The following is a 25,705-nucleotide window of genomic DNA, read 5'->3' as shown; positions in this document are numbered from 1 at the left end:
CGGCTCAGCCGCGCAGCTTGATCTGCAGCTTCACGTCGTCCGGCAGGCCCTTGGCCGCGCGGTCGAAGGCCTCGATGCTGCGGGCGAAGTCGAAGGTCTCGGAGATCAGCGGCTTAAGGTCGACCTTGCCGGAGGCGATGAGGTTGACCGCGCGGTCGAAATTATTGGCGTAGCGGAACACGGTCTCGACGCGCGCTTCCTTGATGATCGCCGCCGCGACGTCGAACTTGGTCGGCTCGACCGGCATGCCGATCAGCACCAGCGTGCCGCCGGGACGCACGATGTCGAAGATGCCCTCATAGGCGCGCGGCGACCCGCTGGCCTCGAACACCACGTCGGCGCCCCAGCCCTCGGTCTCCTCGGCGATCACGTCGGCGAGCTTGCGCTCGGTGATGTTCACCGGATGGATGCCGGCATATTGGCCGGCAATGGCCAGCTTCGGCGCCGAGAGATCGGAGATGTAGACCCGGGCGCAGCCGCCGGCGAGCGCAGCCAGCGCCGTCATGATGCCGATCGGGCCGCAGCCGATCACCACCGCCACGTCGCCGGGGGTGATGCGCGCCCGCGTCGCCGCCTGCAGGCCGACCGCGAAGGGCTCGACCATCGCTCCCTCGGCGAAGGAGACGTTGTCGGGCAGCTTGTAGGTGAAGGCAGCGGGATGCACGACCTCGGGGGTCAGCACGCCATGGATCGGCGGCGTCGCCCAGAAGCGCACGTCGGGATCGACATTGTAGATGCCGAGCTTGGTCGCGCGGGAGTTCATATTGGGAACACCCGGCTCCATGCAGACCCGGTCGCCGACCTTGAGGTTCTTCACATGGGCGCCGACCGCGATGATGGTGCCGGCCGCCTCATGGCCGAGCACCATCGGCTCGCGCACCACGAAGGAGCCGATGGCGCCGTGGGTGTAGTAATGGACGTCGCTGCCGCAGACGCCGACCGTGTCGATGGCGATCTTCACGTCATCGGGGCCGACCTCTTGCGGGAGGTCGATGTCGCGAAGGGATAGCTCGCCCTTCTTTTCGAGAACCAGTGCCTGCACCATGGGCTTTTCCTGCTGGGGTTGCCGTCGTCGGCGGGCTCTTAAAGAGCGAGGCCGGCGGCGTCGAAGAGATAGATGTGGCGCGGTGCGATGCCGAGCTTCAGCGCGTCGCCGGGCTTCAGTTCCGGCCGGCCGGCGGTGAGCGCGATCACCGGCTCGCCCTCCGAACGGGCGTAGAGCTGGGTCGAGCCGCCCAGGCTCTCGGCGAAGTCGAGGGTGAGCGACAGCACCGGATCGGCGGCGCCGACCGTGAGGTGCTCCGGCCGCAGGCCGATGATCACGGTGTCGCCGACCTTGACGCGTGCGGCCGCCGGGGTGTCGACGCCGAGCGAGCCACCGGCCAGGGCCGGGTGGTCGAGCCGCAGGCCGGTGCCGGAGACGGACGACACCTTGGCGTTGATGAAGTTCATCTTCGGCGAGCCGATGAAGCCGGCGACGAAGGTGTTGGCCGGCTTGTCGTAGAGCTCGGTCGGCGAGCCGATCTGCTCGACGAGGCCGGCGCGCAGCACCACGATGCGGTCGGCCAGCGTCATCGCCTCCACCTGGTCGTGGGTGACGTAGACCATGGTGGCGCCGAGGCTGCGGTGCAGCTTGGCGATCTCGACGCGCATCTGCGACCGCAGCTCGGCATCGAGGTTGGACAAGGGCTCGTCGAACAGGAACAGCTTGGGATGGCGGACGATGGAGCGCCCGATGGCGACGCGCTGGCGCTGGCCGCCGGACAGAGCGCGCGGCTTGCGCTCCAGCAGCGCCTCCAGCTGGAGGATGCGCGCGGCCTCCATCACCTGGGCGCGGATCTCCGCCTCCGGGCGCTTGGCCATGCGCAGGCCGAACGCCATGTTCTCGAACACGTTCATGTGCGGGTAGAGCGCGTAGGACTGGAACACCATGGAGACCTCGCGCTTGGCGGGCTCCTCATAGGTGACGTCCTTGCCGTCGATGTAGAGCTGGCCCTCGCTGACATCCTCGAGGCCGGCGATCATGCGCAGGAGCGTGGACTTGCCGCAGCCCGAGGGACCGACGAACACCACGAACTCGCCCTTGCTGGCGGCAAAGCTGACGCCCTTGATGACCGAGGCGTCACCGTAGTTCTTCTTGATGTTGTCCAGTCGCAAGAAAGTCATCGGCTCAAAACTCCAGATAGGGCCCGGCCCGGGCATGACGGGCCGCCGTCCATCAGCTCTCCAGCAGCGCGCTCGCGCAGCGCTCGTCGGTCACCAGTCGCGTCACATATCCCGCCCGGAGGATCGCCCGGACGATCGGCACCTTGTAGAGACCGCCCGACGCCAGGATCGAATGGCGCACCGGGCTCAGTTCGTGCGGCGCCAGCGACAGCACGCGCTCGTTGAGCGGGTGGTCGACCGGCCGGCCGTCGGCATCGAGGAACACGCCGAGCAGGTCGCCGACGGCACCGGCGGCGGCGAGGCTCGCCAGGTTCTCCGAGACGGTCTGCGTCTGCACCAGCAGCGAGCGGGTCGTCATGTCGCCGCAGGACAGCAGCGCCACGTCCACCGTGCGGGCCCGGCGCATGGTCTCGCTGATGCCGTGATGCGACAGCAGCATGGTGCGGCTTTCCGGCGTCGGGAAATACAGCGGCGCGGCGAGATAGTAGCACTCGGCCGAGATCGACCGCGCATAGCCGGTCGCCACCTCGAAGGTGGACGCGCCGGAGCCGCGGGTGAGCCCGCCCATCACCGAGGTCACCCAGCTCTGCGGCATCGGCCGCACGGTGACGCGCTTGAGGCCGGCGGCCAGCGTCTTGCCCCAGCCGACGCCGAGCCCCATGCCGTTCTCGAACAGCCCGTCGAGCAGCGCGCCGGCGGCCTCGCCGATGACGCGCTGCTGCTCGGCCTCGGCCGGCAGGCTCGGCACCACGGTGGCGTCCTCGAGCCCGTATTTCTCCTTCAGCCGCTGCTCGGCCTCGACGCATTCCGCCATTGGCAGGCGGATGTCGATGAAGACCGAGCCGTCGGAGCGCACCTGGCCGAGGATCTTGTTGATGCGCAGGCGGGTGAGCCCGAGCTGGTCGGCGATGTCCTGCTGCGTCAGGCCGCCGATGAAGTACAGCCAGGCGACGCGGGCGCGGATCTGCGCCGCCTCGATCTCCTGAGCCCCCACCAGCCTGCCGCGCTCGCGTCCGCCGCCGTTCATCCCGTCCCCCTCAGGCAAAGGCCTGCCTGAGCCGCGCCGAGGTGGCCTCGAGCGCGTTCAGGATCGACCCGCTATCCTGCTCGAAGGCATAGAACACCTCGAGGAAGACCGGGGCCGGGGCGATGCCGGTTCGACGCAGCAGCGCCACGGCATCCACAGGATCGACCTTGCCTGGCACGGTGAAGTCCCAGTGGCGGTCGAGGAGGAAGTCGGTCTGCTGGATGTGCACGGCGGTGATCACGTCGGCGAGGTCGCGGAACCACGGCTCCATCGCGCCGTGATCCGGCCCGTAGAGCGGTTCGACGGTGCCATGCCCCCAATCCGGGCACAGCCGCCACGGCACCGCGCTGTCCGCCACGTCGTCCATCATCCGCCGCGCCTGCGCCACCGTCCACGGCCATTCGCGCCGCATCGGCGTCGGTTCGACATAGAGCTCGCTCAACCCCTCGGCGGCGGCACGGGCGCCGAGCCGATGCATGCGGGTGATCAGGTCGTCATAGTCGGCTTCGTCGAGCGCCTCCGCCTCGCTGCCGTCCGGCCGGGCGGGGATGGCACCGAGCGGGCCGCCGACGCGGGGAATGCCGGCCAGCGCCGCGAAGCGGTAGGCGCGGCCGAGCCACTCTTCGGCATAGTCGCGCACGTCGCGGTCGGGATGCAGCAGCTGGTTGAAGGTGTAGTGGGCGAGGCCGATGAAGGCGCTGTGGACGGTGACGCCGCTCGCCTGCGCCTGCCGCCGCAGATCGGCGGCGTGGCGGTCGATGATGGCGTCCGGCCACATCGGGTCGGCGAGGTCGTAGGAGAACTGCACCAGGTCGAGGCCGAGGCGCTCGCGCACCAGCGGCGCCCACAGCTCCGGCGTCACCCAGCGCTTCACGCAGAAGGACAGGTTGATGCCGAAGGGGATGGGCTGCGCGTCGCTCACAACGCCGTCCGTCACTTGGTCGCTCCCATGGTCAGGCCGCGCACCATGTGGCGGGAGACGATGAGCGCGAAGATCGTCACCGGCAGCACGATGACGGTGCCGGTGGCCATGATCTTGCCCCAGGGCAGTTCGTAGCCGGACATGAAGGAGGTGGCGACGACGGGCGCGGTCTGCACGTTGCGGCGGGTCAGCACCAGCGCGTAGAGCAGCTCGTTCCACGAGAAGATGAAGGAGAAGATCGCGGAGACCGCGATGCCCGGTGCGCCGAGCGGCAGGTAGATCTTGCGGAAGATGGTGAACTGGTCGGCGCCGTCGAGGCGGGCCGCCTGTTCGAGGTCCGGCGGGATCGACTTGAACTGGTCGGTGACGATCCACACCACGATCGGGATGTTGAAGGTCAGGTAGATCAGGATCAGCACCAGATGGGTGTCGAGCAGGTTCGCGTACATGGCGAGCAGGTAGACCGGCAGCGCCAGCACGATCGGGCTCGTCATGCGGTTGGAGATGAACCAGAACCACAGGTCCGACTTGCCGCGGAAGTCGTAGCGGGCGAGCGCGAAGGCCGCCGGGGTGCCGAGCACCACCGACAAGAGCGTGCTCAGCGTCGCCACGATCAGCGAGTTGACGATGGCGCCGGAAACCTTGGTGTCGGCGAAGATGTCGACATAGTTCTGCAGCGTCGGGGTGAAGAACCACACCGGCGGCGAGGCGAGGATGTCGGACTGCGTCTTGAAGCTCGCCATCACCATCCACACGAACGGGAACAGCGTGAAGACGACGATGGCGGCGAGCCCGATGGCGTGAAGGATCTTGCCGCGCATCACTGGACCTCCCGGTAGAGCAGGCGGATGTACAGCCGGCTGATGACGATGGTGATGATCAGCAAAAGGATGGCCTGCGCCGAGGCGGTGCCGAGATCGAAGATGCGGAAGCCGACGCGCTGGATGTAGATCGAGATCAGGTCGGTGGCCGAGCCCGGCCCGCCGCGCGTCATCACGAACACCATGTCGAACAGCTTCAAGACGTCGGCCGAGCGCAGGATCATCACCGCGGTGAGGCCGGGCAGCAGGTAGGGCAGCTGCACATGGCGCAGCAGCGCGAGCTTGGACGAGGTCTCCAGCCGCGCCGCCTCCTCGATCTCGCCGGGCACCATGGAGAGGCCGGCGAGGAAGATCAGCGCGCAGAACGGCGTCCACTGCCAGACGTCCATGATGACGATGGCGGCGAAGGCGCCGCCCGGCGTCGACAGCCAGTCCACCGGCCCGAAGCCGGCGAAGGAGAGGAACTGGTTCGCGACGCCGAAATCGCGGTTGAAGATCAGGCGGCCGATCAGGCCGACCACCGCATAGGTGGTGGCGAGCGGCACCACCAGCGTCACCCGGGCGAGCGACTTCAGAAGGCCCATGCCGGGCTTGTGCAGCAGCAGCGCGACGATCAGGCCGAGCACGACCTGGATCGGCAGCACGGTGACGTAGAACTTGGCGGTGAGCAGCAGCGACGACCAGAAGGTGCTGTCGGTCAGCACCGCGACGTAGTTCTCGAAGCCGACGAAGGGAAAGCCCTCGCGCGGCCGGGTGATGTTGTAGCGCCGGAACGAGGTGACCAGCGCGAAGATCGTCGGGTAGATGCCGATCAGGAACAGCGTCAGCACGGCGGGCGCCAGGAACCACAGCGGCGTCCAGCGGCCGTAACCGCGATTGGGCTTGGTGGGGGCTGCCCGCATGGCTTCACTCATCGCATCGTCCTGGTGGCATCGTCCTGATGGCAGGGACCGGGGGAAAGGCGCCGCGCTGAGGCGGCACGGATCACTCCAGATTCGTATGGTTGGCGCGCATCTGCGCCGGCGACACGCCCAGCCGCTCGCGCAGGCTGAGGACGAGGATCTCGAACAGGATGTAGAGCGCGCCCTCGTAAAGCGAACCCATCGGCAGCACCGAATTGGCCACCGCGCTCTGGTCGCTCGCCATGGTCTGGGCGGGGACGGTAAGCACGAGGTCGGCCCGCTTTGCGGCGGCGCCCGCCGGCTCGGCAGTCACCACCAGCACCCGGGCGCCGGCATCCCGCGCCACGCCGATCAGCGCGGAGACGGTGGAGAAATCGCCCGGACCGGCGGAGACCACGAGCAGGTCGCCCGCGCCGACCGGCGGGGTCGTCATATCGCCGACCACCGCGGCCTTCAGGCCGAGATGGAACAGGCGCATGGCCAATCCCTTGATCTGCAGGCCCTCGCGGCCGACGCCGTAGAGCGCGACGCGCCCGGCGGCGGCGATCGCGGCGACGGCGGCGTCGAACTCCTCGCCAGGCACCGCGTCGAGGCAGCCGCGCAGTTCGTCCAGCGCCCGGCCATGGAGAGTGGTCATGTCGTCGGATCCCGGCACGGTTTCAGAAAGAAGGGGGCGGACGCCGCTTCGCGGGAGAGGGCATCCGCCCGTCGAGGTCGGCGAGGCCCGGGGGGAGAACCGCGGGCATCGCCGGCTTCAGTTCGCGACGGTCACTGGAGAAGCTTCTTCTTCCCGTCGTAGTAGCCTTCCTTGCCGAGGACCTGCTCCATGCGGGTGCCGATCTCCTTGGCGCCGCCCTCGACGGTGACTTCGCCCAGCATCATCTTGGAGCCCCACTCGGCGACGATCTCGGAGATCGCCGGCCAGGCCGGGAAGCGCGGACGATACTCTGGCACGCCAGCCTGCCAGGAGGCGACCAGCGGCTCGACGAACTTGTACTTCGCCTTCACGTCCGGGTCGTTATAGACCGCCATGCGGCCCGACACGCCGCCGGCGTCGACATAGGCCTTGGCGATGGCCTCCGAGGTGGCCCACTGGATGAACAGCCAGGTCGCCTTCTGCTGCTCGGGCGAGGCCTGCGAGGCGACGGCGAGCGAGAAGCCGCCCAGCGCCGGCAGGCGGCCGGCCGGGCCGGCGGGCTCGGGAGCCACGGCGAGGCAGTCGCCGAGCTTGGAGGTCGCCGGGTCGGCCAGGGTCGAGTAGAAGGCCGACCATTCGGTGATCATCGCCACCTGGCCCTGCGCCAGCGCGTTCACCGCCTCGGCGTGATCGAAGGACACGTCGCCCGGCGGCATGTACTTCATCAGGTCCTGGCGGAAGGCGAGGCCGGTCTGGCTTTCCTTGCTGTTGAGGTTGGACTTGAAGTCCTTGTTCAGCAGCGAACCGCCGAACGGCCACAGGAAGCGCATGAAGCTGTCGGCGGACTGCGTCTCGCCGCGGCGCGACTGCAGGGCATAGGCGTACTGGTTCTTGGAGGCGTCGGTCAGCTTCGGACCATAGACGTCCTTCAGCTCGGCCCAGGTCGCCGGCGGCTTGTCGAAGCCGGCTTCCTTCAGCTTGCAGGAATTGTAGAACAGCAGGCCGGAATAATTGTCGAAGGGCAGGCCGTAGGTCACGCCGCCCCAGGAGCCGAACGCGTCCAGCAGCAGCGGGAAGAAGCCCTTGAGGTTGAGGTCGGGATCGGTGATCGCCTTGTCCTTGGCGAGGTCGTCGACCGGAACCAGCCAGCCGTTCTCGGCGAACTCGCCGATCCAGACGAGGTCGACCAGCGCCATGGTGAGGTCGCCGCGCGAGGTGAAGTTCAGCACTTCCTTCTCACGGGCGTTCTCGTAGGGGACGATCTCGTAATTGACCTTGATGCCGGTCTTCTTCTCGAATTCGGGCAGCAGCTTGATGATGGCCCGGTAGCCGGGGCGATCGAGGAAGATACCGTTGATCTCGGTACCCTTCAGCGGCTTGGCGGCGTCTTCGAGCCAGTCGGCCATGGCGGCGACCGGGATCGCGGCGGTCATGGTCGCAGTCGCAGCCGCGAGGGCGACGACGCTGGCGCAGATTCTCAATGCACGCTTCATGTTTTCCTCCTGAGATGGCTCTGCGCCGGGTGCTGGGGCGAGGCCGACATGCGGACGGCTCGGGCCGTCTCTCCTTAGTGGCGGACAGTGGCGCAACGCCGGGCGCTGCCATCCCCATCCGCATCCCGCGCGACACACCTCATCCCGCTGCCACCGCTTCGAAAAGCCCGGCCGGCGATGTCAGGTGCGCCCGTCTTGCGACGATGAAACCGATACATTTGTAATCTCAAATATGCAATAGCATCGCAGCAGGATATGATCCGCATGTGGCGTTGCGAGCGGGGAGACGCGTAGGATGGCACCGGAACACCGCGACGAGGCCGATCCGCTCCAGGCACGGCTGGCCGCCGCCGAGACGCTGGCGCGCCGGGCGGGCACCAAGGCGCGCGCCTTCTTCCTCGCCCGCGACACGCTGCATCCGACCTCGAAATCCGACTCGCAGGACCTCGTCAGCGAGGCGGATCGCGGCATCGAGGCGTGGCTGCGCCGGCAGATCGCCCGGCAGTTCCCGCAGGACGGCATCGTCGGCGAGGAGGAAGCCGCCACCGAGGGACGTTCGGGCTTCGTCTGGGTGATCGACCCGATCGACGGCACGATGCCGTTCCTGGTCGGCCAGCCGAACTGGACGGTCTCCATCGGCGTCGCGCGCGACGGCGTGCCGGTGGCCGGCGTCATCCACGCGCCGATGCTGCGCGAGACCTATGCGGCGGCGACCGGGAGCGGCGCCCGGCTCAACGGCCGCCCGCTCGCCATGAATCCGGACTGGACGGTCGCCTCGACGACCATCGGGTTCGGCGCCACCCAGAAGGCCTCGCCGCAGGAATCCGGCGCCTTCGTCGAGGCGCTGTATCGCGAGGGCGGGGTGCTGTTCCGGGTCGGCTCGGGGGCGCTGATGCTCGCCTATGTCGCCGCCAACCGGCTGGCCGGCTATTACGACCCCACGCTGCATTGCTGGGACTGCTGGGCCGGTATCGTGCTCATCCGTGAAGCCGGCGGCGTGGCGACCTTCGACGGCGACTTCGCCAATCCCGGCCCGATCTGGGCCGGCAATCGCGGCGTGCACGACACGCTGCGCCGCCTGAGTGGCCGGACGGACTGAGGCTCGCCCTACGATAGGGCGAGCCGGCGCCGGTGCCGCAGGCCGAGCGCGATGACGAAACCCGCCATCGCCGCCACGGCGCCGATCAGGAACACGCTGCCATAGCCGGCGCGGTCGGCCATGAGGCCGGCCAGCGGCCCGGTCAGCCCGTAGGCGACATCCTGGAAGGCGGAGAAACCGCCAAGCGCGGTGCCGCGCAGATGCGGCTCGACCAGCCGCACCACTTCCCGTCCCATGGCGGGGAAGATCATCGAACAGCCCAGCCCGGTCAGGAAGGCGCCGAGAAGCGCCAGCATCGGCGTCGGCGCGCTCCAGATCAGCGCCTGGCCGGCGGCCTCGACGACCAGCGAGCCGATCGCCACCGGCAACCCGCCGATGCGGTCCGGCAAATGGCCGAACAGCACGCGGACCAACACGAAGCCGCCGCCAAAGGCGGTGAGGCCGAGGCCGGCATGGCTCCAGCCCCGGTCGAGGAAATACAGGGTGAAGAAGGCGCCGATGGCCGCGAAGCCGATGCCCTGCAGGCAGACGATCGCGCCGTGCGCCCAGATCCGGCCGATCACGCTCCAGAACGACGGTCGCTCGGCGCCGGGATGCGCGGCGACGCCGGGAATGCGCCAGATCGCCAGCAGGCCCAGGCATGGCAGCAGCGCGCTCACCGCCATGGCGCCGGCGAAACCGACGCGGTCGAGCAGCAGGAGGCCGAGCGGCCCGCCGACGGCAAGCGCGCCATAGATCGCGGCGCCGACCAGCGCCAGCACCTTGCCCGAGCGGGCGGGACCGACCAGCCCGATGCCCCAGGCGATCACGCCCACCGCCACCAGGCTCTCGCCCAGCCCGACCAGCAGCCGGCCGGCCAGCAGGACCGGATAGGCAAGCGACACCGGCGACAGGCCGGCGGCCAGCGAGGTGAGCGCCCCGGCGACATAAAGGGCGAGCCCCCAGCCCACCGCCCCCTTCGGCCCGCGACGGTCCGACAGGCTGCCGGCCGGGGCCCGGCTGGCGATGGTGGCGAGAAAGGCGATGCCGACGCCGAGCCCGGCCCAGACATTGCCGAGGCCGAGCGCCCCGGTGACATAGACCGGCACGATGGGCAGCGAGATGCCGATGCACAGATAGGACAGGAAGAGAATGGCGGTCAGCAGCAGCAGGCGGCCCTGCGCCGGATCGCGCATCGATTGGAAAGCCATGGTGATCTCCAGGCTGTTCCTCGTTTGACGGGCGCAAAAAAACGCACTCCGATCGACGAGGATCGTTGAGTGCGTTGCTTGACGTCAAACGCTTACGGCCAGTGCGACTGGCGGTCGCTTTTCCCATAGGCGGCGGGCGCGGGCCTGTCAACACGGCACGCGCCGCCGCCGTCGCGCGACGGCCGGATGGTGTCAGGCCGGGCCGGCGGCCCGGACGCGCCGGCGCTCCTCGACGGTGACGTCGGCGTTGAACAGGTAGCCGACGCCGCGCTCGGTAAGGATCAGCCTCGGCTCGGAGGCCTCCACCTCGATCTTGCGCCGCAGCCGCAGGATCAGCACGTCGATGCTGCGGTCGAAGATTTCCTCGGCATGGACGCGGCTCGCCGCCAGCAGTTGCTCGCGCGACAGGATCTGGCGCGGCGAGCGCAGGAAGGCGACCAGAAGGTTGAACTCGGCGGCGGTGAGCTTGATCTCCCGTCCGTCGGGCGCCATGAGCTGGCGCCGTTTCACGTTCAGCGTCCAGCCCTCGAAGCCGTAGATCTTGCGATCATTGTGCTCGGTCGAGATCGGCTTGATACGCAGCGCGGCGCGGATGCGCGCCAGGAACTCGCGCAGCCCGAACGGCTTGGTGACGTAGTCGGAGGCGCCGAGCTCCAGCCCCACCACCTTGTCGGTCTCCTCCAGCCGGTCGCCGCTGATGACGATGATCGGCACGTCCGACCTAGAGGACAGGGTGCGCACGATCTCGAGCCCGTCCTCATGGCCGAGATTGAGATCGACGATCACCAGGTCGACCTGATCGGTGGCCAGCAGCTGCGCCAGCTGGCGGCTGTCCTTCAACCCGGTCACCCGGAAGGCGTGCTGGGACAGATAGTCTATCAGGAGGCCACGCAATTGGGTATCGTCATCGACGACAACGAGATGTTTCACGATCCTGCCTTCGAAGAACGCGGCCGGCCGACGATGCGAGCGACGCGGCCATAACCGGAAAAGTCTGCCGGCCACGCTGCACGGCCCGTGTCGTCGCCATGTGTCGGCCTGCCCCGCATATTGTAAGCGGTTGTAGCAGCGCTCCTTTCCGCTCAGCCCGGCGTCTTCCCCTCCGGCACGGCGGAAGAGGGCTCGCCCGCCCGGCGCTGCCGCGCCCGCACCGTCGGCACGATGTGCTCGGGAGTCTCGATGCCGATGTCGCGCAGCGTCGCGAGGTCGAGGCCCCGCAGCACCGCGATGGTGTACCGGGCGTCGAGTTCCCGCTGCAGGCGCCGCCAGGGCCCGACCATGCCAGCCGTCGCGATTTCCACCAGCCGCGACAGATGAAGCCGGTGCCGGGGCGACGGATCCGTGACCGCAAGCTCGGTCGCGAAGAACCACAGGCTCGACTGTGCGAAGCTCTCGACGAGATAAGCCCAGGCATAGCGCAGCACCGTGTCGGGCTCGGGCGCGCCGGCCCCGGCCGTCTCGGCGGTCGCGCCGGCCCTCGGCTCAAGCTCCATCGCCCGCAGCGCACCAGGCCGGCGCCGCGCCTCCGCGCCGTCGAACAGCCGGCGATAGTAGCGATGGCCGGTCTCGCTGCCGCCGACCAGAATGAGCCTTGGCGGCGCGGCTTTATCCGCCGGGTGTTTCTTGCCGTCCCACCGGTCCGTGACGATGTCCGTTTGCATGACGCCCTCCTGTTCATGGAGGCGATTTCTGCGGTCGCGGCATTTCCCGACCATGTCTTCCGGCGAGCGATCGATGACAAACAAAGCCGATGGCGCAGCGATCATGACGGCGCAGGATCGGAGCGAAGCAGCAGCGCCTCACGCGGACACCTCACGCCGCACCGGCTGTAGCCGGCTCAACAGTCCGCGCCGGACATAGGCATCGACCAGCCGGCGCTCGGCGGCGAATGGATGGCCGCTCCAGCCGGAATGATCGAAGCCGATCAGCGCGATCCGTGCCTCGCGGTGGTGGCGCAGCAGGTGCTCGATGACGATCAGGCCGGTGCTCGGCGTCACATAGGCGCCCGGCGCCAGCCGCGCGAGCGCCGCCGCCGCCGCGCGGTGTGCCTCCTCGTCCAGCGTGAGATGCCGCTTGCCGGTGGCGTGGCAGAACGCGACGAAGGCATCGGTGTAGTCGTCGCAGAGATCGGTGAGATCGGGATGCTCGCGCACGATGCGCGCCCGTGCGGCGGCGAAGAGTAGCGGCGGACGCACGCTCCAGATTTCCCGCGCCGCCGCCGCCGCCGGGTGACGGCGCCACGCGACGCTGGCGCTCATCTGCCGGGCCGGACGGCCGGTGTTGCACACCGCCACCACGTCGGTACGGCCGGGGGCGCTGGCGAAATTGCGGCAGTCATTGAAGCGGATGACCCGGTCGAAATCGTCGAGACGGGGTATCGCGCACGGATCGACGGACCCGTTGCCGACCAGGAGGATGCGCTCGCACATGCCGAACCGTCGCCTTTCCACGCAGGCGACGACGGCCACGCGGAACGGCCCGCGCGGCGACCACATGACCTCGACGCCATCGCTCGCCCATGAGCGTCGCGGGTCGGTCTTTCAGCGCGATTTCGGAATGCCGCGGCGTCGTTTGGTTTGAAACCGGCCGCCCGGCCGGGCATCGCCGTGGCAACGGAGCAGCGGCGTTACAGATATCACGCGGCCAATACAGTCATAACGATTGGTGCCGCCCGCATAACAACCCGGCACGCCGGGCGGCTGATCTTCCACGGGTCGAAACACCCGCACAGGAGGTCATCATGAACGTTCTGCGGTTCACAACGACGAAGCCGGACGCGGCTCTGCCGGCCCTCGCCACCGCCGTCATCCGCGTGGCACGGCGCGCGCTGATCGAGCTGGAGCAGGCCTGGCAGACCCGCACCGCCGCGCAACAGCTGGGCGCCCTCGACGACCGCGCCCTCGCCGATATCGGCATCTCCCGTTCCGGCATCGACCGGGCGGCGGGCTGGGGACGTTCGTCCCGCGACGACGTCTCCGCCGCGCGGCCGGCGCGCTAGCCGCCCGAGACCTGCGACGAGGCCACCGGCGAGTCTCGCGGCCCTCGTCGCCCCCGCCCTGCGCGGAAGGAAAGCGCCCGCCCTTGTCGCACCAATCGCGGCGGCCGGGCGCCCCGGCTGCCGCACCCAACATCCCGACATCCCCTCAGGTGTGCCATGAACAGAATCACGACGCCTTCATCCCTCACCTCGATCGCCTCGCCGGCCGCTGCCGCGCGAGCCCTCGCGCCGATGCTGCGGGCCCGCGCCGCCGAGACCAGCCGTCTCGGGCGGCTGCCCGCCGAAACGATCGGGGAGCTCGAACAGGCCGACCTGTTCCGGCTCTGCCTGCCGGAACTCTATGGCGGCGAGGAAGCCTCCCTCGACACGCTGCTCGACGTGACGCTGGAACTCGGCACCGCCGATGGCTCGGTCGCCTGGACCTATGCCATCCTCTCGGGCGGCATCTGGATGGCGGCTGCGCTCTACCCGCCGGAAACCACCGACCAGGTATTCGGCAGCGGCCAGCCGTTCCGCACCGCCTCGGTGATGGCGCCGTCCCGGGTCCGCACCCGGCGCGTCGAGGGCGGATTGCTCATCGAGGAGGGCCAGTGGGCCTTCAACAGCGGCATCCACCACGCGCAATGGGACGTCGTCAGCGTGCCGATCCTCGACGCGAACGGCAACCGGGTCGACTTCGCGGCGGCGCTGCTGCCCGCCGAGGAGCTGACCCTGCTGGACGACTGGAACACCTTCGGCCTGCGCGGCACCGGCAGCGTCAGCGTGACGGTGGAGAACGTCTTCGTCCCCGACAGTCGGCTCGCCCCCTATAGCCGGGCGCTCGCTGACGACTTCGCCCCCGGCCCCCTGCGCGACCGGCCGGGCTTCAACCTGCCGGTGCTGCCGATGCTGGCGACCAAGCTCGCCTTTCCCTGCCTCGCCATCGCCCGCGACTTCCTGCGCCTGTTCGTCGAGCGGGCCGGCGCGCGGCCGATCCCGCTCACCTTCTATGCGGCGCAGAGCGAGGCGGCGGCGACGCATCTGCAGGTCGGCGAGGCCACGGCGAAGGTGGACGCCGCCGAGACCCTGCTGCGCCGCTCCATCGCCCATATGGAAGCGGCGGCCGCCTCCCGGCAGCCGCTTTCGCGCGAGCAGCGCATGCGGATCTGGCGCGACGCCGCCTTCGCCGCCCGGCTGTGCCGGGAAGCGGTCGACCTGCTCGCCGGCGTGTCCGGCGGCAGCCTGGCGCGGGCGGGAAGCCCGATGGAGCGGCACTGGCACGATCTGCGCGTCGCCACGCTGCATGCGGGACTGTCGCCGACGGCCACCTTCGAGATCTTCGGCCGGCTGATGTTCGGGCTGCCACCGAACTCGCCGCTGGTATGAGCGAGCGCGGGGCCGCGGCCCTCCCCTATCCGGCGGATCCGGGGGCAGGGTCGCGTTCCCGCGCGGCGATGCGATTGGCCATCGCCACCGCGAGGCGCATGGTGCTCACCGGCTTGCGCAGCAACGCCGCTCCCGGCGCGGGCTCGCGCCCGGCCTTCACATCAGTCGGGATCCGCGCCGGCTCGGCGAGCAGCAGCATCGGGATCGGCGCGAATTGACGGGCGAGCGCGGCGGGATCCGGCGCCATCTCGCCGGAATCGAGATCCATCAGGATCAGGTCGGGCGCGCGGCGATCCCGTCCCAGCCAGTCGCGCAGCCCCTCGCCATCGGCGAACCCCACCGGCTCGTAGCCCAGCGCGGCGATCTTCTCCTCATACATGAGGCGCAGGGCCTCGTCGCGCTGGACCAGCAGCACGGTCTGCCCGCGCCCGCGCGGCATGGAGCGCTCGTCGAAGAAGTCGGACAGCGGCACCGCGGTCCGGTTGCCGGTGGCGGGGAAATGCAGGTCGAAGCGCGTGCCCCGGCCGGGCTGGCTCGCGACGTCGATATGGCCGGACATGCCGGCGACGATGCCATGCACGGCGGCGAGCCCGAGGCCGGTGCCGCCCTTGGTCGCCCGGGTGGTGAAGAACGGCTCGAAGATGTGCGGCAGCACGTTGGCGTCGATGCCGCTGCCGGTGTCGGCGACGCTCAGCACCACATAGCGGCCGGCCGGCAATTCGCCATGCGAGAGCTGCGTGCGCGCCGGCCGCTCGACCACCCGCACCTCGATGCGGACCGCCCCCTCCCCGGGCAAGGCGTGCGCGGCGTTGGTGCACAGGTTCATCACCACCTGCTGGATCTCGATCGGATTGCCGAGGATCGGCGGCAGGCGCTCATCCGTCGCGACATCGAAGCGGATGCCGTCCGCTACCGACAGCCGGATCAGCGACAGGATGTCGGTCACCGCCTCGGCAAGGGCGAACGGCTTGGCGATCCGCTCCCGCTTGCGGCCGAAGGTCAGGATCTGGTCGGTCACATGCCGGGCGCGCTGGGCGCTGGTGACGATCTCCTGAAGATAGTGCCGGCCCTGCGTCGAGATCCGCTTCAGCTGCAGCGTCATCTCGGCATAGCCGAGTATGGCGGCGAGCGCGTTGTTGAACTCATGGGCGATGCCACCCGCCAGCGTGCCCACCGCTTCCAGCCGCTGGGCATGTTCGAGACGGGCCTCCAGCGCCTTATTTTCCTCCCGCGTGTGATAGGTCATGAGGCTGCGCGCCAGCACCAGCGCGGCATTGCCATACATGCGCTGCTCGTGGTCGCCGCTCCGGCCGGGCAGCTCTCGCCGGATGAGGAACAGGCTGATCGAGCGCTCGCCGAACCACCCCATGACGATGCTGCCCTCGTGGACGCCGCGGATCCAGGTGCGGTGGGGATCGCCGGGTCCGTCATAGGGGAAGCCGAGATAGTCGGAGCCGCCCCGGCGCGCGGTGACGGCAAAGCGCGATCCGAACGCGTCGGCGATCGACTGGAGGCGCGCCCCGTCGACATTGCCATAGGCGTGCTCGACCCTGAAATCCTCGCCATTGAGCACCGCGAAGGCGTAGCAGCGTGCCTCGAAGAAAGTGGCGAACAGCCCGACCGAATGTGCGAAGGCGGCCGGCATGTCCTCGCCGCCCTCGACGAAGCGCCGGCGCACCTCGGCGAGGATGTTCTCGAATTCCAGCTGCCGGGCGAGGCGCTGCGTCTGGGCGCGCAGCCGGTAGATCAGCACGGCGACATAGCCGCAGAGCAGCACCGATATCGCGCCGAGCAAAGCGCGGCTCCAGACCGCCTGCGCGCCGGCCTTGCCGAAGGCGTCGAGATAGTCGCGCTGCAGCAGTTGGGCCTGGCGGGAGCTGTGCGACAGCTGGATCGCTTCGGTCACGGCATCGACCTGCGGCAGCGTCGACAGCACCGTGCGCACATGGGCGGCGAACGAGCGCATATCGGCATCCGCGCCGGCGGGCGACGCCTCCAGCGCGCCGAGCTGACGGCGTATGGACCCGGCCAGCGCGGCGTCGGGCTGGGCAGTGAAGCGCATGAGCGGCAGGCCGATGTCGCCCGCCCCGGCCAGCGCCTCGCGGATCGGCGCGTCCGGGTTCCGGTCGAGCCTGTCGAGCAGCTGGACCGCGATGGACAGCGAGTTCTGCAGTAGGGCATTGCTGGTCTTGAAGGTCTCCACCAGTGCTTCGTCGGCGTCGATGGAGCGGGACACGGTCGCGAGCTGGTCGTCGAGCTGCGCGGTCTCGCCCATCGCCGCCTCGTCGAACAGCGCATGGAGCCACGCCACCGAGGCCCGCAGCCGGATGATCGAAGAGACCAGCGGGTCATAGTTGAGCAGCAGCCCGGCGCGCGCCTGCAGCACGTCGCGCTGAAGCGCGGCATGGTCGACGTCGATGGCCCGGAGCGAGGTCAGCACCGCCTCGTGTAGTTCGCGCGAGGGCACGCGTCCGACCGCCAGCAGGGCGAAGAGGATCGCGCCGACCAGCAGCAGGACGATGCGCCACGGCTCAATGGTCGTCCAGCCGCGGGGACGCTTCGAGCTTCTTTCCATCGTGCTCACCGGTGAGGGTCTGGAGAAAGGCCACCAGCGCATTGATCTCGGCCGGGCCGAGCCGCCGGCCGAGCTGGCTCTCGCCCATGATGGCGACCGCGTCGGGCAGTGTCGGCGCCCGCCCGTCGTGGAAATAGGGAGCGGTCACCGCGACGTTGCGCAGGCTCGGCACCCGGAAGACGCCCTTGTCCGCTTCCTTGCCGGTAAGGGTAAAGCGCCCGAGATCGCCGTCGCTTTCGGGATCGCCGCGCGGCGGCGGCGCGTAGATGCCGAATTTCTGGAACATGTTGCCGCCGAGATTGCTGCCCTGGTGGCAGGCGGCGCAGCCATAGTCGAGAAACAGCCGGTAGCCGCGCAGCCCCTCCTCGCCGAGGGCGGAACGGTCGCCGTCGAGATAGCGGTCGAAGGCCGAGCCGGGGGTGACCAGCGAGCGCTGATAGGTCGCCAGCGCGTCGAGGACGGCGGCGCGGTCCGGCGGACGCCCGAAGGCCCCGGCGAACATCAGCGCATAGGTCGAGCTGGTTTCCAGCCGGCCGAGGACCATCGGCCAGGTCGCCGCCATCAGGTTGGTGTCGAGCAGGACGTTCTCGTTCTGCTCCTCCAGCGAGGTGAAGCCGCCGCGCCAGCCGAGCCGGTAATTGTTACCGACATTGAAGATGGTCGGCGCGTTGAACCGGTGCGTGCGCCCCTCATAGCCGACCGTGCGCTTCATCGGACTGGCCCCGCCGCCCGCCAGATCGTGACAGCTCATGCAGGACAGCTTCTGCCGGCTCGACAGGATGGGATCGGCGAACAGGATCCTGCCGAGCTCGACCTTGCGCGGGTCGAGATCGTCGGGCACCCGCAGCGGCGCGAAGGGCTGCCGGTTGACCGGCATGGTCCCCGCGCCGGAATCGGCGGGCAAGGACGGGGCGAGCCATGCCAGCGCCGCCAGCAGAACCCGCGCCAGCCCGCGCACCGGCGGCGTCAACCATCGCGTCATGGCGTCATCCTCGTCCGCGCGCCGGGACCGGCCCCGCCGCGACACGGATCAGTTCGTGCGGCGCGGTTTCAGCCCGATGTCGCCGCCGCGCGCCGCGTGACAGCTGTAACGGCGCCGGGCGAGGCCGCATGACATAGCGGCGATGTATCCCGGCTGTGTCGGCCGGCCGCGCCGTGCGTATCGCCATGTGTACCGTCGTCTATCCGGCGGGCCGGCTTTGGCCGCCATCGGCGCGGCTACGCCTGCAACCGGAGCGGCCGATCGGCAAAACCGGCGCGTAGGCCTGCCAGCCCAGTCTCGCGGCACGATCAATCTTGCGGGGCTTCACATGCACAAGATGGCTGACGGACGGGCAGTGGTGATCGGCGCCGGGATCGCCGGGCTCTGCGCGGCGCGCGTGCTGGCGCCGTTCTTCCCGAAGGTCGTCATTGTCGAGCGCGATGGCGCGGAACGGTTCGACGATGCACGCCCCGGCATGCCCGGCTTCCTGCTCGGCGGCGGCTATGCCGGGCTGTCCGAGCTGTTTCCAGGCATCGGCGCCGACCTCCTCATCGCCGGCGGCGTACGCTTCGATGCCGGCGACGACATCCGGCTCGAAAGCCCGGAGATCGGCGCCCTGCCGCCGCGGCGGATGGGATGGGCGAGCTATGGCGTCACCCGTCCCACGCTGGAGCGGGTGATCGCGCAACGCACCGCCCGATGGCCGAATATCGTCTTCCACCACAACCGGCGGGTCACCGCGCTGCGGCTGGCCGAGGGAGGTGCCCGCGTCGACGGCATACGCTGCCGGCTTCCCGACGGCACGGTGGAACACCTCGATGCGGAACTGGTGATCGACGCTTCCGGCCGTCCCGATCTCACCCTCGCCTGCACGCGGACCGGCGACCCGGCTCCCGCCGGAAGGCTGGCGGCCGGCCTCGGGCTGGCGGTGGCAACCTTCCGCCTGCCGGCCACCTTCAATCCCGGCTTCGTCGGGCTGGCGACGCTGCCGGCACCTCGGAGCAGCCGTTGCGGCACGGTGCTGCGGGTCGGCGAGGAGCGCTGGCAGGTGGTGCTCGCCGCGCGCGAGGACGAGCGGCCGGCGGCGGACGAGGCGTCGTTCTGCGAATTCGCCGGCACGCTACCCACGCCGGCGGTGGGCGCGTTTCTCCGCCGGACCCGGCGGCCCGAGCAGCTTGGCGGCTACCGCCTGCGCGAGGCCATCTGGCATCGCCTCGACGAGAGCCATCTCCCCGCCGGCCTGCTGCCGGTCGGCGATACCATGTGCCGGCTCGACCCGATCTTCGGGCAGGGGCTCACCGTCGCCATCCTGCAGGCGCTGCTGCTGCGCAACGTGCTCGCGGCGGCGCCGCAGGGCGGCACGCAGCTGGCGATCCGCCGCTTCCTCGAACGTTCCAACGTGCTGGTCGAGCGGGCATGGGAGGCCGCCGCCACGCGTGACGCCCTGTTCCGCGCGCCCGCCGGCGCTCCCTCGCCGCAACGGCTGGCCGCACAGGACGACAACTGGCGCGAGGCCCGCCGCGACCCGGCCGCGCATGAGGCGCTGCTGCGGCAGTTCCACCTGCTCGGCCTCGTCGGCGACGAGACAGTGTCGCCGCAGAACGCCGCCTGAGGCGAGCGTGAGCTAGCTCAACGGCAAACTAGCCCAGCGACAAGCTAGGCCAACGGCAAGTCAACCCCACGGGAAAATCTCGGCGGCCGACTGCACCCGTTCGACGATGCCCTGCTCGAACTGGTAGCGGGCGAAGGTATCGATGGCACGCCGGTTCGCCTCCAGACCGTAGGGCCAGTAGTCCCTGCCCATCGCCGCCTCGGTCTCGCGCAGCGATGCCTCCTGCCAGGGAAGCATGGCGGCATCGTAGGCATATTGGTGCAGCTCGCCGGCGGCGAACGCCTTGGCCTCCCCGAACGCCTCGGCGAGCGCGGCGGGCAGGCCGGCATGGCGTTCCGCCACATCCGCGCGGATGCCGATCACATGCATCAGCGGGAACAGCCCGGTGCGGCGGTAATACTCCTTCTCCGCGCCCGGCACGTCGGTGAACAGGCGGCGGATCGCCGGGTGGCCCTGCGCGAAGGCCTGCGGCGCGCGCGGGGCGATGATGGCGTCGATCTCCCCTTCCAGCAGCAGCTGCCACAACGTCTCGCCGGCGCCGAGCCGGGTGACGGCGAAGCGGGCGGGCAGCTCGATCGGCACCTTCTCCTCGCGCCCCGGCGCGTCGATACCGCCGATCACCCAATGCACTTTGTCGGCGCTCACCCCGTATTCGTCGGAGAGCAGGCCACGCACCCAGACATTGGCGGTCAGCTGATATTCCGGCACGCCGATGCGCCGGCCGGCGAGATCCTCCGGCCGGGCGATGCCGGCATCGGTGCGGACATAGATGGCGCTGTGACGGAACTTGCGCGACACGAAGACCGGCAGGCCGACATAGCGGCAGGCCCCCCGCGCGCGCAGCAGTGCATAGGTGCTGAGCGACATCTCGGTGATGTCGAACTCGCCGCCCAGCATGCCGCGCAGGAACACCTCCTCCGGCGGCAGGATCGCCCAGTCCAGCCGGAAGCCCGCCGGGCGGATCACCCCGGCGATCAGTGGCCAGGTGCGGTCATAGGCGCCGCAGCCGACGGTCAGCGCCTCGGCCGGCGCAATCTGGAACTCGCTCATTTGCTCGAATAACCCGGCACGATCAGCGCATCGATGACATAGCGACCGCCGGCTTCCACCACCGCCGCACCCTTTTCCAGCTCGGCGACGAGCTCGGCGACGCTGGAGACCGGGACGCCGCCGGCAAAGCCCTGCGCCCGCGCCAGCGCGATGATGTCCGGCGGCGGGTCGTCGAGCCGCTGGCCGATCCACTTGTTCTCCACCGGCCGTCCGCGCTCGCGCGCCATCCGCTCCTGATGCACCTCGTCATTGAAGTAGGAGCGGTTGTTGGAGACCACCAGCATCATCGGCACCTCGCCGCGCGACGCGGTCCACAGCGCGTTGACGCCCATCAAATAGTCGCCGTCGCCGATGACGCCGACGGTCATCCGGCCACTGCCGCGCAGGGCGATGGCGGCGCCGATGGTGTGGCCCGGCCCGGTGCCGACCGCACCGCCGCCGTCCTTGCCGAGAAAATCGAGCGGCGTGCGGAAGCGCGAGGCCTGCCGCGGCCAGCCGAAGGCCAGCCGGGCGAAGGTGACCGGTCGCTCGCGGCCGAAGGCAGCGAGCGTGTAGGCGAGCTGCTCGGAATTGAACGGCGCCGCCTCGTCCGGCCCATCCGGCGCGGCGAGCGTCCAGTGGCGCTCGGCCGCCACCAGCGGCGCGGCCGGGTGCCAGTCGTCCTCGAGGCGCAGCCATTCCAGCAGCTGCGCGACGAAGCGGTCGGGATCGGCGAGCACCCGCAGATCGGCGGCCGGCAGCGCCTGATGGTCCATGCTCCAGCCATTATGGGCATAGCTGTCGAGCGAGCAGTGGACGATGGACGCCTTCACCGGTTCCTGCGTCTGCGAGGCGCCGGAGCGGGCGGCGAGGAAGCCGGCGAGATCGTGCCAGTCGAAGCTGACGATCAGGTCGGCGGCGGCCAGCACCTCCGCCTCGGCGTCGGTCGGGCGCTCGCCCACCGGCGCGAGGGCGTGCAGGCGGTGCTCGGTGGGAAACACCGAGGCATTGTGCAGCGTGGTCAGCACCAGCGCGCCGAGGCGCTCGGCGAGCTCGACGCGCCGGTCCCAGTCATCAGCCGCGCGCGAGCCGCGCCCGAACAGCAGCACCGGCGCCCTGGCGGCGCGCAGCAGGCCGACGAGGCGCTCCATATCCTCGCCGGCCGCCGCCGGCGGGCGCGGCGGGGCGTAGCGGCGCACATCCGGCACCTTCACCTCGCGATCGAGCCGGCTCTCCTGCATCTCGGCGTCGAGGCAGACATAGACCGGGCCGGTGGGCGCGGTGCGGGCGATCTGGTCGGCGCGCAGCACCGATTCCACCGCCGCCTCGGCCGAGGCCGGCTGGTCGTCCCACTTGGTGTAGTGGCGCACCAGCGCGCCTTGGTCGCGCGCGGTGTGGATCCAGTCGATCCATGGCCGGCGTTTATGGGCGTCGACCGGGCCGGTGGCGCCGATGATCAGCATCGGCCGGCGGTCGCACCAGGCGTTGAAGATCGACATGGTGGCGTGCATCAGCCCGACATTGGAATGCAGCGCCACCGCCATCGGCTCGTTGGCGACGCGCGAGAAGCCGTCGGCGATGGCGACCGCATGGCCCTCGTGCAGGCAGACGATCATCTCGGGGTCGTGGTTGCCGAGATGGTTGACCAGGCTGTCATGCAGGCCGCGGAAGCTCGCGCCGGGCACCAGCGCGATGTAGCGGTAGCCGAGCGCGCGCACGGTCTGGGCGACCACGTCGCTGCCCCAGAGTTCCTTCTGCGCCGTCAGCGTCTCGGTGGTTTTCATGGCGGTGTTCATGGATCCGTTCCGGTCTGTCAGTCGACGAAGACCTCGTCGCGCCCGCGCCGGATGGACGGCAGGATGCCGACGACGAGCATGACGATGGCGAGCAGGATGAAGAAGGCGGCAACCGGCCGCTCGACGAAGGTGAGGAAGCTGCCGCGCGAGATCATCAGCGCCTGTCGCAGGTTCTCCTCCATCATCCGGCCGAGCACGAAGCCCAGCGTGAGCGGCGCCGGCTCGAAGTTGAACTTGGAGAGCGCGTAGCCGAACACCGCGAGGGCGGCCATGATCAGGATGTCGGCGGGCTCGGAATTGATCGAGTACACGCCGATGCAGCAGAAGATGACGATGCCGACGAACATCAGCCGGTAGGGCACGTTGAGCAGCTTCACCCACAGCCCGACCATCGGCAGGTTGATGACCAGCAGCATCAGATTGCCCATCCACATCGAGGCGATCAGGCCCCAGAACAGGTCCGGCATCTTGGTCATGATCTGCGGGCCGGGCACGATGCCGTGGATGGTCATCGCGCCGACCATCAGCGCCATCACCGCATTGGGCGGAATGCCGAGGGTGAGCAGCGGGATGAAGGAGGTCTGCGCGCCGGCATTGTTGGCGCTCTCCGGTCCCGCCACGCCCTCGATGGCGCCGCGTCCGAAACGGCCGGGCTGGCGGGCGAGCTTCTTCTCCAGCGTGTAGGAGGCGTAGGGCGCCAGCACCGCGCCGTTGCCGGGCAGGATGCCGAGGATGCTGCCGAGCAGCGTGCCGCGCAGGATCGGCTTGACCGAGGCGCGCAGCTCCTCCCGGCTGGGCAGCAGGGTGCCGATCTGCGTCTTCTTCACCTGCCGCGCCTCGCCGTGCTCGAGGCTGCGGAACACTTCGGCGATGCCGAACAGGCCCATGCCGAGCAGCGCGATCTCGATGCCGTCGGCGAGCCACACCGCGCCGAAGGTGAGGCGCAGCTGGCCGGTGGTCAGGTCCGGCCCCACCGTCGACAGGAGCACGCCGATCAGGATCATGATGATCGCCTTGAACACCGAGCCGCGGGCGAGCAGCACGGCGAAGGCGAGGCCGGTGAGCATCAGCGCGAAATATTCCGCCGGGCCGAACACCAGCGCCAGGCTGGCGAGCGGCGAGGCCAGCGCGGCGATCACCACCGTGGCGATGGAGCCGGCGATGAAGGAGCCGATCGCCGAGATGCCCAGCGCCGCGCCCGCCCGTCCCTGCCGCGCCATCTCGTGGCCGTCGAGCGCGGTGACGACCGCGCTGGATTCACCGGGGATGTTGAGCAGGATCGAGGCGGTGGAGCCGCCATATTGCGCGCCGTAATAGATGCCGGCGAGCATGATCAGCGCCGCCGTCGGGTCGAGGCCGAAGGTCATCGGCAGCAGGATGGCGATGGTGGCGATCGGGCCGATGCCGGGCAGCACGCCGATCAGCGTGCCGAGCATGCAGCCGGCGAAGCACAGCAGCACATTGATCGGCGACACCGCGACGACCACGCCGTGAGCGAGATTCTGGAGGAAATCCATATCGAAAGCTCAGAACTGGATCGAAAGGGCTGGAAGGATCAGCATCGGCAGCGGCTGGTTGAGCACGACGCGGAACACCACGGCGCAGAACACCGTCATCGCCACCGTGAAGATGGCGAGTTCGATCGGCCGCACCTCGCGCGAGCCGAAGCCGGCGGTGAACATCGCCAGCGGCGCCGCCACCAGGAAGCCGACCGAGCGGATCGTCACGGCGAACAGGATCAGCGAGGCCAGCACGAAGAACGGGCCGCGCAGTTGCCAGCGCTCCAGCGCCTCGCCCTCCTTGAGGAAGCTCAGCACCACCAGCACGGCGCCGCCGAGCCCGATGCCGATCGCCGTCCAGCGCGGCACCATGGCGGGGCCCATGGCGCGCAGCGTGCCCTGCGGCAGCCCGCTCAGCATGAACACCACGAAGGCGGCCGCAAGGACGAGGAACGCGCCAGCGACGAAGTTCTGCGGCGAGCGGATGGCGGGGCGGAGCCCCTCCCCGCCCTTGTTCAGCAAGGACATGCGATCCTCCTCGATCGACCTGTCGCGGTTCGGAGATAGGCGGCCGGCAGGGCCGCGCTCACTCGACGCTCACGCCGATGGTCCGCACCATCTCGCCCCATTTGTTGACCTCGTCCTTCAGATAGACCGAGACCTCCGCGACATCGCGCTTGTGGAGCTGGTAGCCCATGCCGATAAGCTTCTCCTGCACGTCCTTGCGCGCCAGGATCTCGCTGATGTCGGTGTTGATCTTCGCGACGATGTCGGCCGGCGTCTTGGCCGGCGCCAGCACGGCGACCCAGGACTCCGCCACGAAGGGGAAGCCCTTCTCGGTATAGGTCGGGACGTCCGGCATGGCGGAAACCCGCGTCTCGCTGGCGACGGCGAGACCCTTAAGCTTGCCTTCCGTCACCTGTGGGATGACGCCGAAGGAGGAGGCGACCATGTCGACCTGGTTGCCGAGCGCCGCCTGCACCGACAGCGCGCCGCCGCGGAACGGCACATGGGTCGCCGGCGTCTTGGCCAGCTTGCGCAGGAAGTATTCGGCGGCGATGTGCGAGCCGCTGCCGACGCCGGCGGTGGCGAAGGTGATCTCGCGATCCTTGGCCCAGGCGAGGTAGTCCTTCAGGTCGCCCGGATTCGAGGGATGGGTGGCGATGGTCTCCGGCGAGGAGACCGAGATCGAGATCGGCACCAGCTGCTCGAGCGAATAGTCGCGCTGCTTGTACAGCGTCTCGTTGATGGCGATCGCCGTCGAGGTGACGAGCAGGTTCAGCCCGTCGGGCTTGGAGTTGGCGATGATCGAGGCGGCGGTGTTGCCGCCGGCGCCGGCCTTGTTCTCGACCGTGACCGCCTTGCCCCATTTGGTGGTGAGCTCCTGCGCGATGATGCGCGCGAAGGAGTCCACGAAGCCGCCCGCCGCGAAGGCGACGGTCATGGTGACGCGGTCCTGCGGATAGGAGCTGGCCTGCGCGCGGACGACACCCGTGCAGCTGAGCACGATGGCGACCGCCGACAGGGCGGCCGCGACCGGACGACGAAAGGCGTTCATTTTCCTCTCCATGTAGGGTCTTGCTTGCGAACCC

The 25,705-nt window shown here is 69.4% G+C and carries 23 protein-coding genes; 4 read left to right on the top strand and 19 right to left on the bottom strand.

Going from position 1 to position 25,705, the window contains the following annotated elements; genetic code table 11:
- Positions 1-4: 4 nt before the first annotated feature.
- From KHC28_RS12865 to KHC28_RS12830, 8 genes are all read right to left on the bottom strand, one after another.
- Positions 5-1,042: an NAD(P)-dependent alcohol dehydrogenase gene (locus KHC28_RS12865; RefSeq protein WP_214009034.1), complete on the bottom strand. Its 1,038-nt coding sequence runs from the start codon at positions 1,040-1,042 to the stop codon at positions 5-7.
- Between the two features lie 41 nt (positions 1,043-1,083).
- Positions 1,084-2,166: an ABC transporter ATP-binding protein gene (locus tag KHC28_RS12860; RefSeq protein WP_214008742.1), complete on the bottom strand. Its 1,083-nt coding sequence runs from the start codon at positions 2,164-2,166 to the stop codon at positions 1,084-1,086.
- A 52-nt stretch (positions 2,167-2,218) separates the two neighbouring features.
- Positions 2,219-3,193, bottom strand: coding sequence for a sugar-binding transcriptional regulator (locus tag KHC28_RS12855; protein ID WP_214008741.1), 975 nt, complete (start codon positions 3,191-3,193; stop codon positions 2,219-2,221).
- Between the two features lie 10 nt (positions 3,194-3,203).
- Positions 3,204-4,130, bottom strand: a complete 927-nt coding sequence (locus tag KHC28_RS12850; RefSeq protein WP_312893176.1) for a sugar phosphate isomerase/epimerase family protein — start codon at positions 4,128-4,130, stop codon at positions 3,204-3,206.
- Positions 4,127-4,936, bottom strand: a complete 810-nt coding sequence (locus KHC28_RS12845) for a carbohydrate ABC transporter permease (RefSeq protein WP_214008740.1) — start codon at positions 4,934-4,936, stop codon at positions 4,127-4,129. The genes KHC28_RS12850 and KHC28_RS12845 overlap by 4 nt, the downstream gene beginning before the upstream one ends.
- Positions 4,936-5,850 (bottom strand): carbohydrate ABC transporter permease, encoded by a 915-nt coding sequence (locus tag KHC28_RS12840; RefSeq protein WP_214008739.1) that lies wholly within the window; start codon positions 5,848-5,850, stop codon positions 4,936-4,938. Before KHC28_RS12840 ends, KHC28_RS12845 begins: the two co-directional genes overlap by 1 nt.
- Positions 5,851-5,920: 70 nt before the next feature.
- Positions 5,921-6,475 (bottom strand): SIS domain-containing protein, encoded by a 555-nt coding sequence (locus KHC28_RS12835; protein ID WP_214008738.1) that lies wholly within the window; start codon positions 6,473-6,475, stop codon positions 5,921-5,923.
- A 131-nt stretch (positions 6,476-6,606) separates the two neighbouring features.
- A complete protein-coding gene (locus tag KHC28_RS12830; RefSeq protein WP_214008737.1) occupies positions 6,607-7,968 on the bottom strand; it encodes an ABC transporter substrate-binding protein in 1,362 nt (453 codons plus the stop codon).
- Positions 7,969-8,263: 295 nt separating this feature from the next.
- Between KHC28_RS12830 and KHC28_RS12825 the strand changes: the two genes are divergently transcribed.
- The gene (locus tag KHC28_RS12825; protein WP_214008736.1) at positions 8,264-9,067 is read left to right on the top strand and encodes an inositol monophosphatase family protein; all 804 of its coding nucleotides are present in this window, start codon (positions 8,264-8,266) and stop codon (positions 9,065-9,067) included.
- Positions 9,068-9,075: 8 nt separating this feature from the next.
- Here the strand turns inward: KHC28_RS12825 and KHC28_RS12820 are convergent, their stop codons facing one another.
- The 4 genes from KHC28_RS12820 to KHC28_RS12805 form a co-directional block, all read right to left on the bottom strand.
- Entirely contained in the window at positions 9,076-10,257 is a 1,182-nt protein-coding gene (locus KHC28_RS12820; protein ID WP_214008735.1) for an arabinose transporter, read from the bottom strand.
- A 192-nt stretch (positions 10,258-10,449) separates the two neighbouring features.
- Positions 10,450-11,187 carry a response regulator gene (locus KHC28_RS12815; protein ID WP_214008734.1) on the bottom strand — a complete coding sequence of 246 codons (738 nt, stop codon included), beginning with the start codon at positions 11,185-11,187 and terminating at the stop codon, positions 10,450-10,452.
- A gap of 152 nt (positions 11,188-11,339) precedes the next feature.
- Positions 11,340-12,023, bottom strand: coding sequence for a hypothetical protein (locus KHC28_RS12810; protein WP_214008733.1), 684 nt, complete (start codon positions 12,021-12,023; stop codon positions 11,340-11,342).
- Between the two features lie 33 nt (positions 12,024-12,056).
- The gene (locus tag KHC28_RS12805; protein ID WP_214009032.1) at positions 12,057-12,686 is read right to left on the bottom strand and encodes a Urease operon accessory protein; all 630 of its coding nucleotides are present in this window, start codon (positions 12,684-12,686) and stop codon (positions 12,057-12,059) included.
- A 311-nt stretch (positions 12,687-12,997) separates the two neighbouring features.
- On the opposite strand from KHC28_RS12805, the gene KHC28_RS12800 reads away from it, so the two are divergent.
- On the top strand, positions 12,998-13,255 hold the full coding sequence (locus KHC28_RS12800) for a YjiS-like domain-containing protein (protein ID WP_214008732.1): 258 nt from the start codon (positions 12,998-13,000) through the stop codon (positions 13,253-13,255).
- A 156-nt stretch (positions 13,256-13,411) separates the two neighbouring features.
- The gene (locus KHC28_RS12795) at positions 13,412-14,620 is read left to right on the top strand and encodes an acyl-CoA dehydrogenase family protein (RefSeq protein WP_214008731.1); all 1,209 of its coding nucleotides are present in this window, start codon (positions 13,412-13,414) and stop codon (positions 14,618-14,620) included.
- Positions 14,621-14,645: 25 nt separating this feature from the next.
- Here KHC28_RS12795 and KHC28_RS12790 read toward each other — a convergent pair whose 3' ends face one another.
- Positions 14,646-17,195: a two-component system VirA-like sensor kinase gene (locus tag KHC28_RS12790; protein WP_214008730.1), complete on the bottom strand. Its 2,550-nt coding sequence runs from the start codon at positions 17,193-17,195 to the stop codon at positions 14,646-14,648.
- Complete coding sequence (locus KHC28_RS12785) at positions 17,152-18,177, bottom strand: cytochrome-c peroxidase (RefSeq protein ID WP_214008729.1); 1,026 nt, start codon at positions 18,175-18,177, stop codon at positions 17,152-17,154. Before KHC28_RS12785 ends, KHC28_RS12790 begins: the two co-directional genes overlap by 44 nt.
- 328 nt (positions 18,178-18,505) lie before the next feature.
- Between KHC28_RS12785 and KHC28_RS12780 the strand changes: the two genes are divergently transcribed.
- Complete coding sequence (locus KHC28_RS12780) at positions 18,506-19,789, top strand: NAD(P)/FAD-dependent oxidoreductase (protein ID WP_214008728.1); 1,284 nt, start codon at positions 18,506-18,508, stop codon at positions 19,787-19,789.
- Between the two features lie 60 nt (positions 19,790-19,849).
- Here the strand turns inward: KHC28_RS12780 and KHC28_RS12775 are convergent, their stop codons facing one another.
- From KHC28_RS12775 to KHC28_RS12755, 5 genes are read right to left on the bottom strand one after another with little or no spacing between them, the layout of a single operon-like run.
- On the bottom strand, positions 19,850-20,839 hold the full coding sequence (locus KHC28_RS12775; RefSeq protein ID WP_214008727.1) for an ABC transporter substrate-binding protein: 990 nt from the start codon (positions 20,837-20,839) through the stop codon (positions 19,850-19,852).
- Positions 20,836-22,614: a thiamine pyrophosphate-binding protein gene (locus KHC28_RS12770; protein WP_246564727.1), complete on the bottom strand. Its 1,779-nt coding sequence runs from the start codon at positions 22,612-22,614 to the stop codon at positions 20,836-20,838. The genes KHC28_RS12775 and KHC28_RS12770 overlap by 4 nt, the downstream gene beginning before the upstream one ends.
- 17 nt (positions 22,615-22,631) lie before the next feature.
- Positions 22,632-24,131 (bottom strand): tripartite tricarboxylate transporter permease, encoded by a 1,500-nt coding sequence (locus tag KHC28_RS12765; protein WP_214008726.1) that lies wholly within the window; start codon positions 24,129-24,131, stop codon positions 22,632-22,634.
- Positions 24,132-24,140: 9 nt separating this feature from the next.
- Positions 24,141-24,641, bottom strand: a complete 501-nt coding sequence (locus KHC28_RS12760) for a tripartite tricarboxylate transporter TctB family protein (protein WP_214008725.1) — start codon at positions 24,639-24,641, stop codon at positions 24,141-24,143.
- Between the two features lie 58 nt (positions 24,642-24,699).
- Positions 24,700-25,671: a Bug family tripartite tricarboxylate transporter substrate binding protein gene (locus tag KHC28_RS12755; protein WP_214008724.1), complete on the bottom strand. Its 972-nt coding sequence runs from the start codon at positions 25,669-25,671 to the stop codon at positions 24,700-24,702.
- Between the last annotated feature and the right edge of the window lie 34 nt (positions 25,672-25,705).

The sequence above is a fragment of the Ancylobacter sonchi genome, from assembly GCF_018390695.1.
GTDB lineage: Bacteria > Pseudomonadota > Alphaproteobacteria > Rhizobiales > Xanthobacteraceae > Ancylobacter > Ancylobacter sonchi.
The sequence above is the reverse complement of the archived record's forward strand: the minus strand, read 5'-3'. Positions and strand labels throughout refer to the sequence as shown.

Coding starts and splice junctions, on each gene's coding strand:
- KHC28_RS12825 (WP_214008736.1), top strand. CDS start 8,264: ATGGCACCGGAACACCGCGACGAGGCCGATCCGCTCCAGGCACGGCTG.
- KHC28_RS12835 (WP_214008738.1), bottom strand. CDS start 6,475: ATGACCACTCTCCATGGCCGGGCGCTGGACGAACTGCGCGGCTGCCTC.
- KHC28_RS12755 (WP_214008724.1), bottom strand. CDS start 25,671: ATGAACGCCTTTCGTCGTCCGGTCGCGGCCGCCCTGTCGGCGGTCGCC.
- KHC28_RS12760 (WP_214008725.1), bottom strand. CDS start 24,641: ATGTCCTTGCTGAACAAGGGCGGGGAGGGGCTCCGCCCCGCCATCCGC.
- KHC28_RS12805 (WP_214009032.1), bottom strand. CDS start 12,686: ATGTGCGAGCGCATCCTCCTGGTCGGCAACGGGTCCGTCGATCCGTGC.
- KHC28_RS12800 (WP_214008732.1), top strand. CDS start 12,998: ATGAACGTTCTGCGGTTCACAACGACGAAGCCGGACGCGGCTCTGCCG.
- KHC28_RS12790 (WP_214008730.1), bottom strand. CDS start 17,195: ATGGAAAGAAGCTCGAAGCGTCCCCGCGGCTGGACGACCATTGAGCCG.
- KHC28_RS12845 (WP_214008740.1), bottom strand. CDS start 4,936: ATGCGCGGCAAGATCCTTCACGCCATCGGGCTCGCCGCCATCGTCGTC.
- KHC28_RS12830 (WP_214008737.1), bottom strand. CDS start 7,968: ATGAAGCGTGCATTGAGAATCTGCGCCAGCGTCGTCGCCCTCGCGGCT.
- KHC28_RS12855 (WP_214008741.1), bottom strand. CDS start 3,193: ATGAACGGCGGCGGACGCGAGCGCGGCAGGCTGGTGGGGGCTCAGGAG.
- KHC28_RS12840 (WP_214008739.1), bottom strand. CDS start 5,850: ATGAGTGAAGCCATGCGGGCAGCCCCCACCAAGCCCAATCGCGGTTAC.
- KHC28_RS12860 (WP_214008742.1), bottom strand. CDS start 2,166: ATGACTTTCTTGCGACTGGACAACATCAAGAAGAACTACGGTGACGCC.
- KHC28_RS12820 (WP_214008735.1), bottom strand. CDS start 10,257: ATGGCTTTCCAATCGATGCGCGATCCGGCGCAGGGCCGCCTGCTGCTG.
- KHC28_RS12785 (WP_214008729.1), bottom strand. CDS start 18,177: ATGACGCGATGGTTGACGCCGCCGGTGCGCGGGCTGGCGCGGGTTCTG.
- KHC28_RS12770 (WP_246564727.1), bottom strand. CDS start 22,614: ATGAACACCGCCATGAAAACCACCGAGACGCTGACGGCGCAGAAGGAA.
- KHC28_RS12780 (WP_214008728.1), top strand. CDS start 18,506: ATGCACAAGATGGCTGACGGACGGGCAGTGGTGATCGGCGCCGGGATC.
- KHC28_RS12795 (WP_214008731.1), top strand. CDS start 13,412: ATGAACAGAATCACGACGCCTTCATCCCTCACCTCGATCGCCTCGCCG.
- KHC28_RS12775 (WP_214008727.1), bottom strand. CDS start 20,839: ATGAGCGAGTTCCAGATTGCGCCGGCCGAGGCGCTGACCGTCGGCTGC.
- KHC28_RS12765 (WP_214008726.1), bottom strand. CDS start 24,131: ATGGATTTCCTCCAGAATCTCGCTCACGGCGTGGTCGTCGCGGTGTCG.
- KHC28_RS12810 (WP_214008733.1), bottom strand. CDS start 12,023: ATGATCGCTGCGCCATCGGCTTTGTTTGTCATCGATCGCTCGCCGGAA.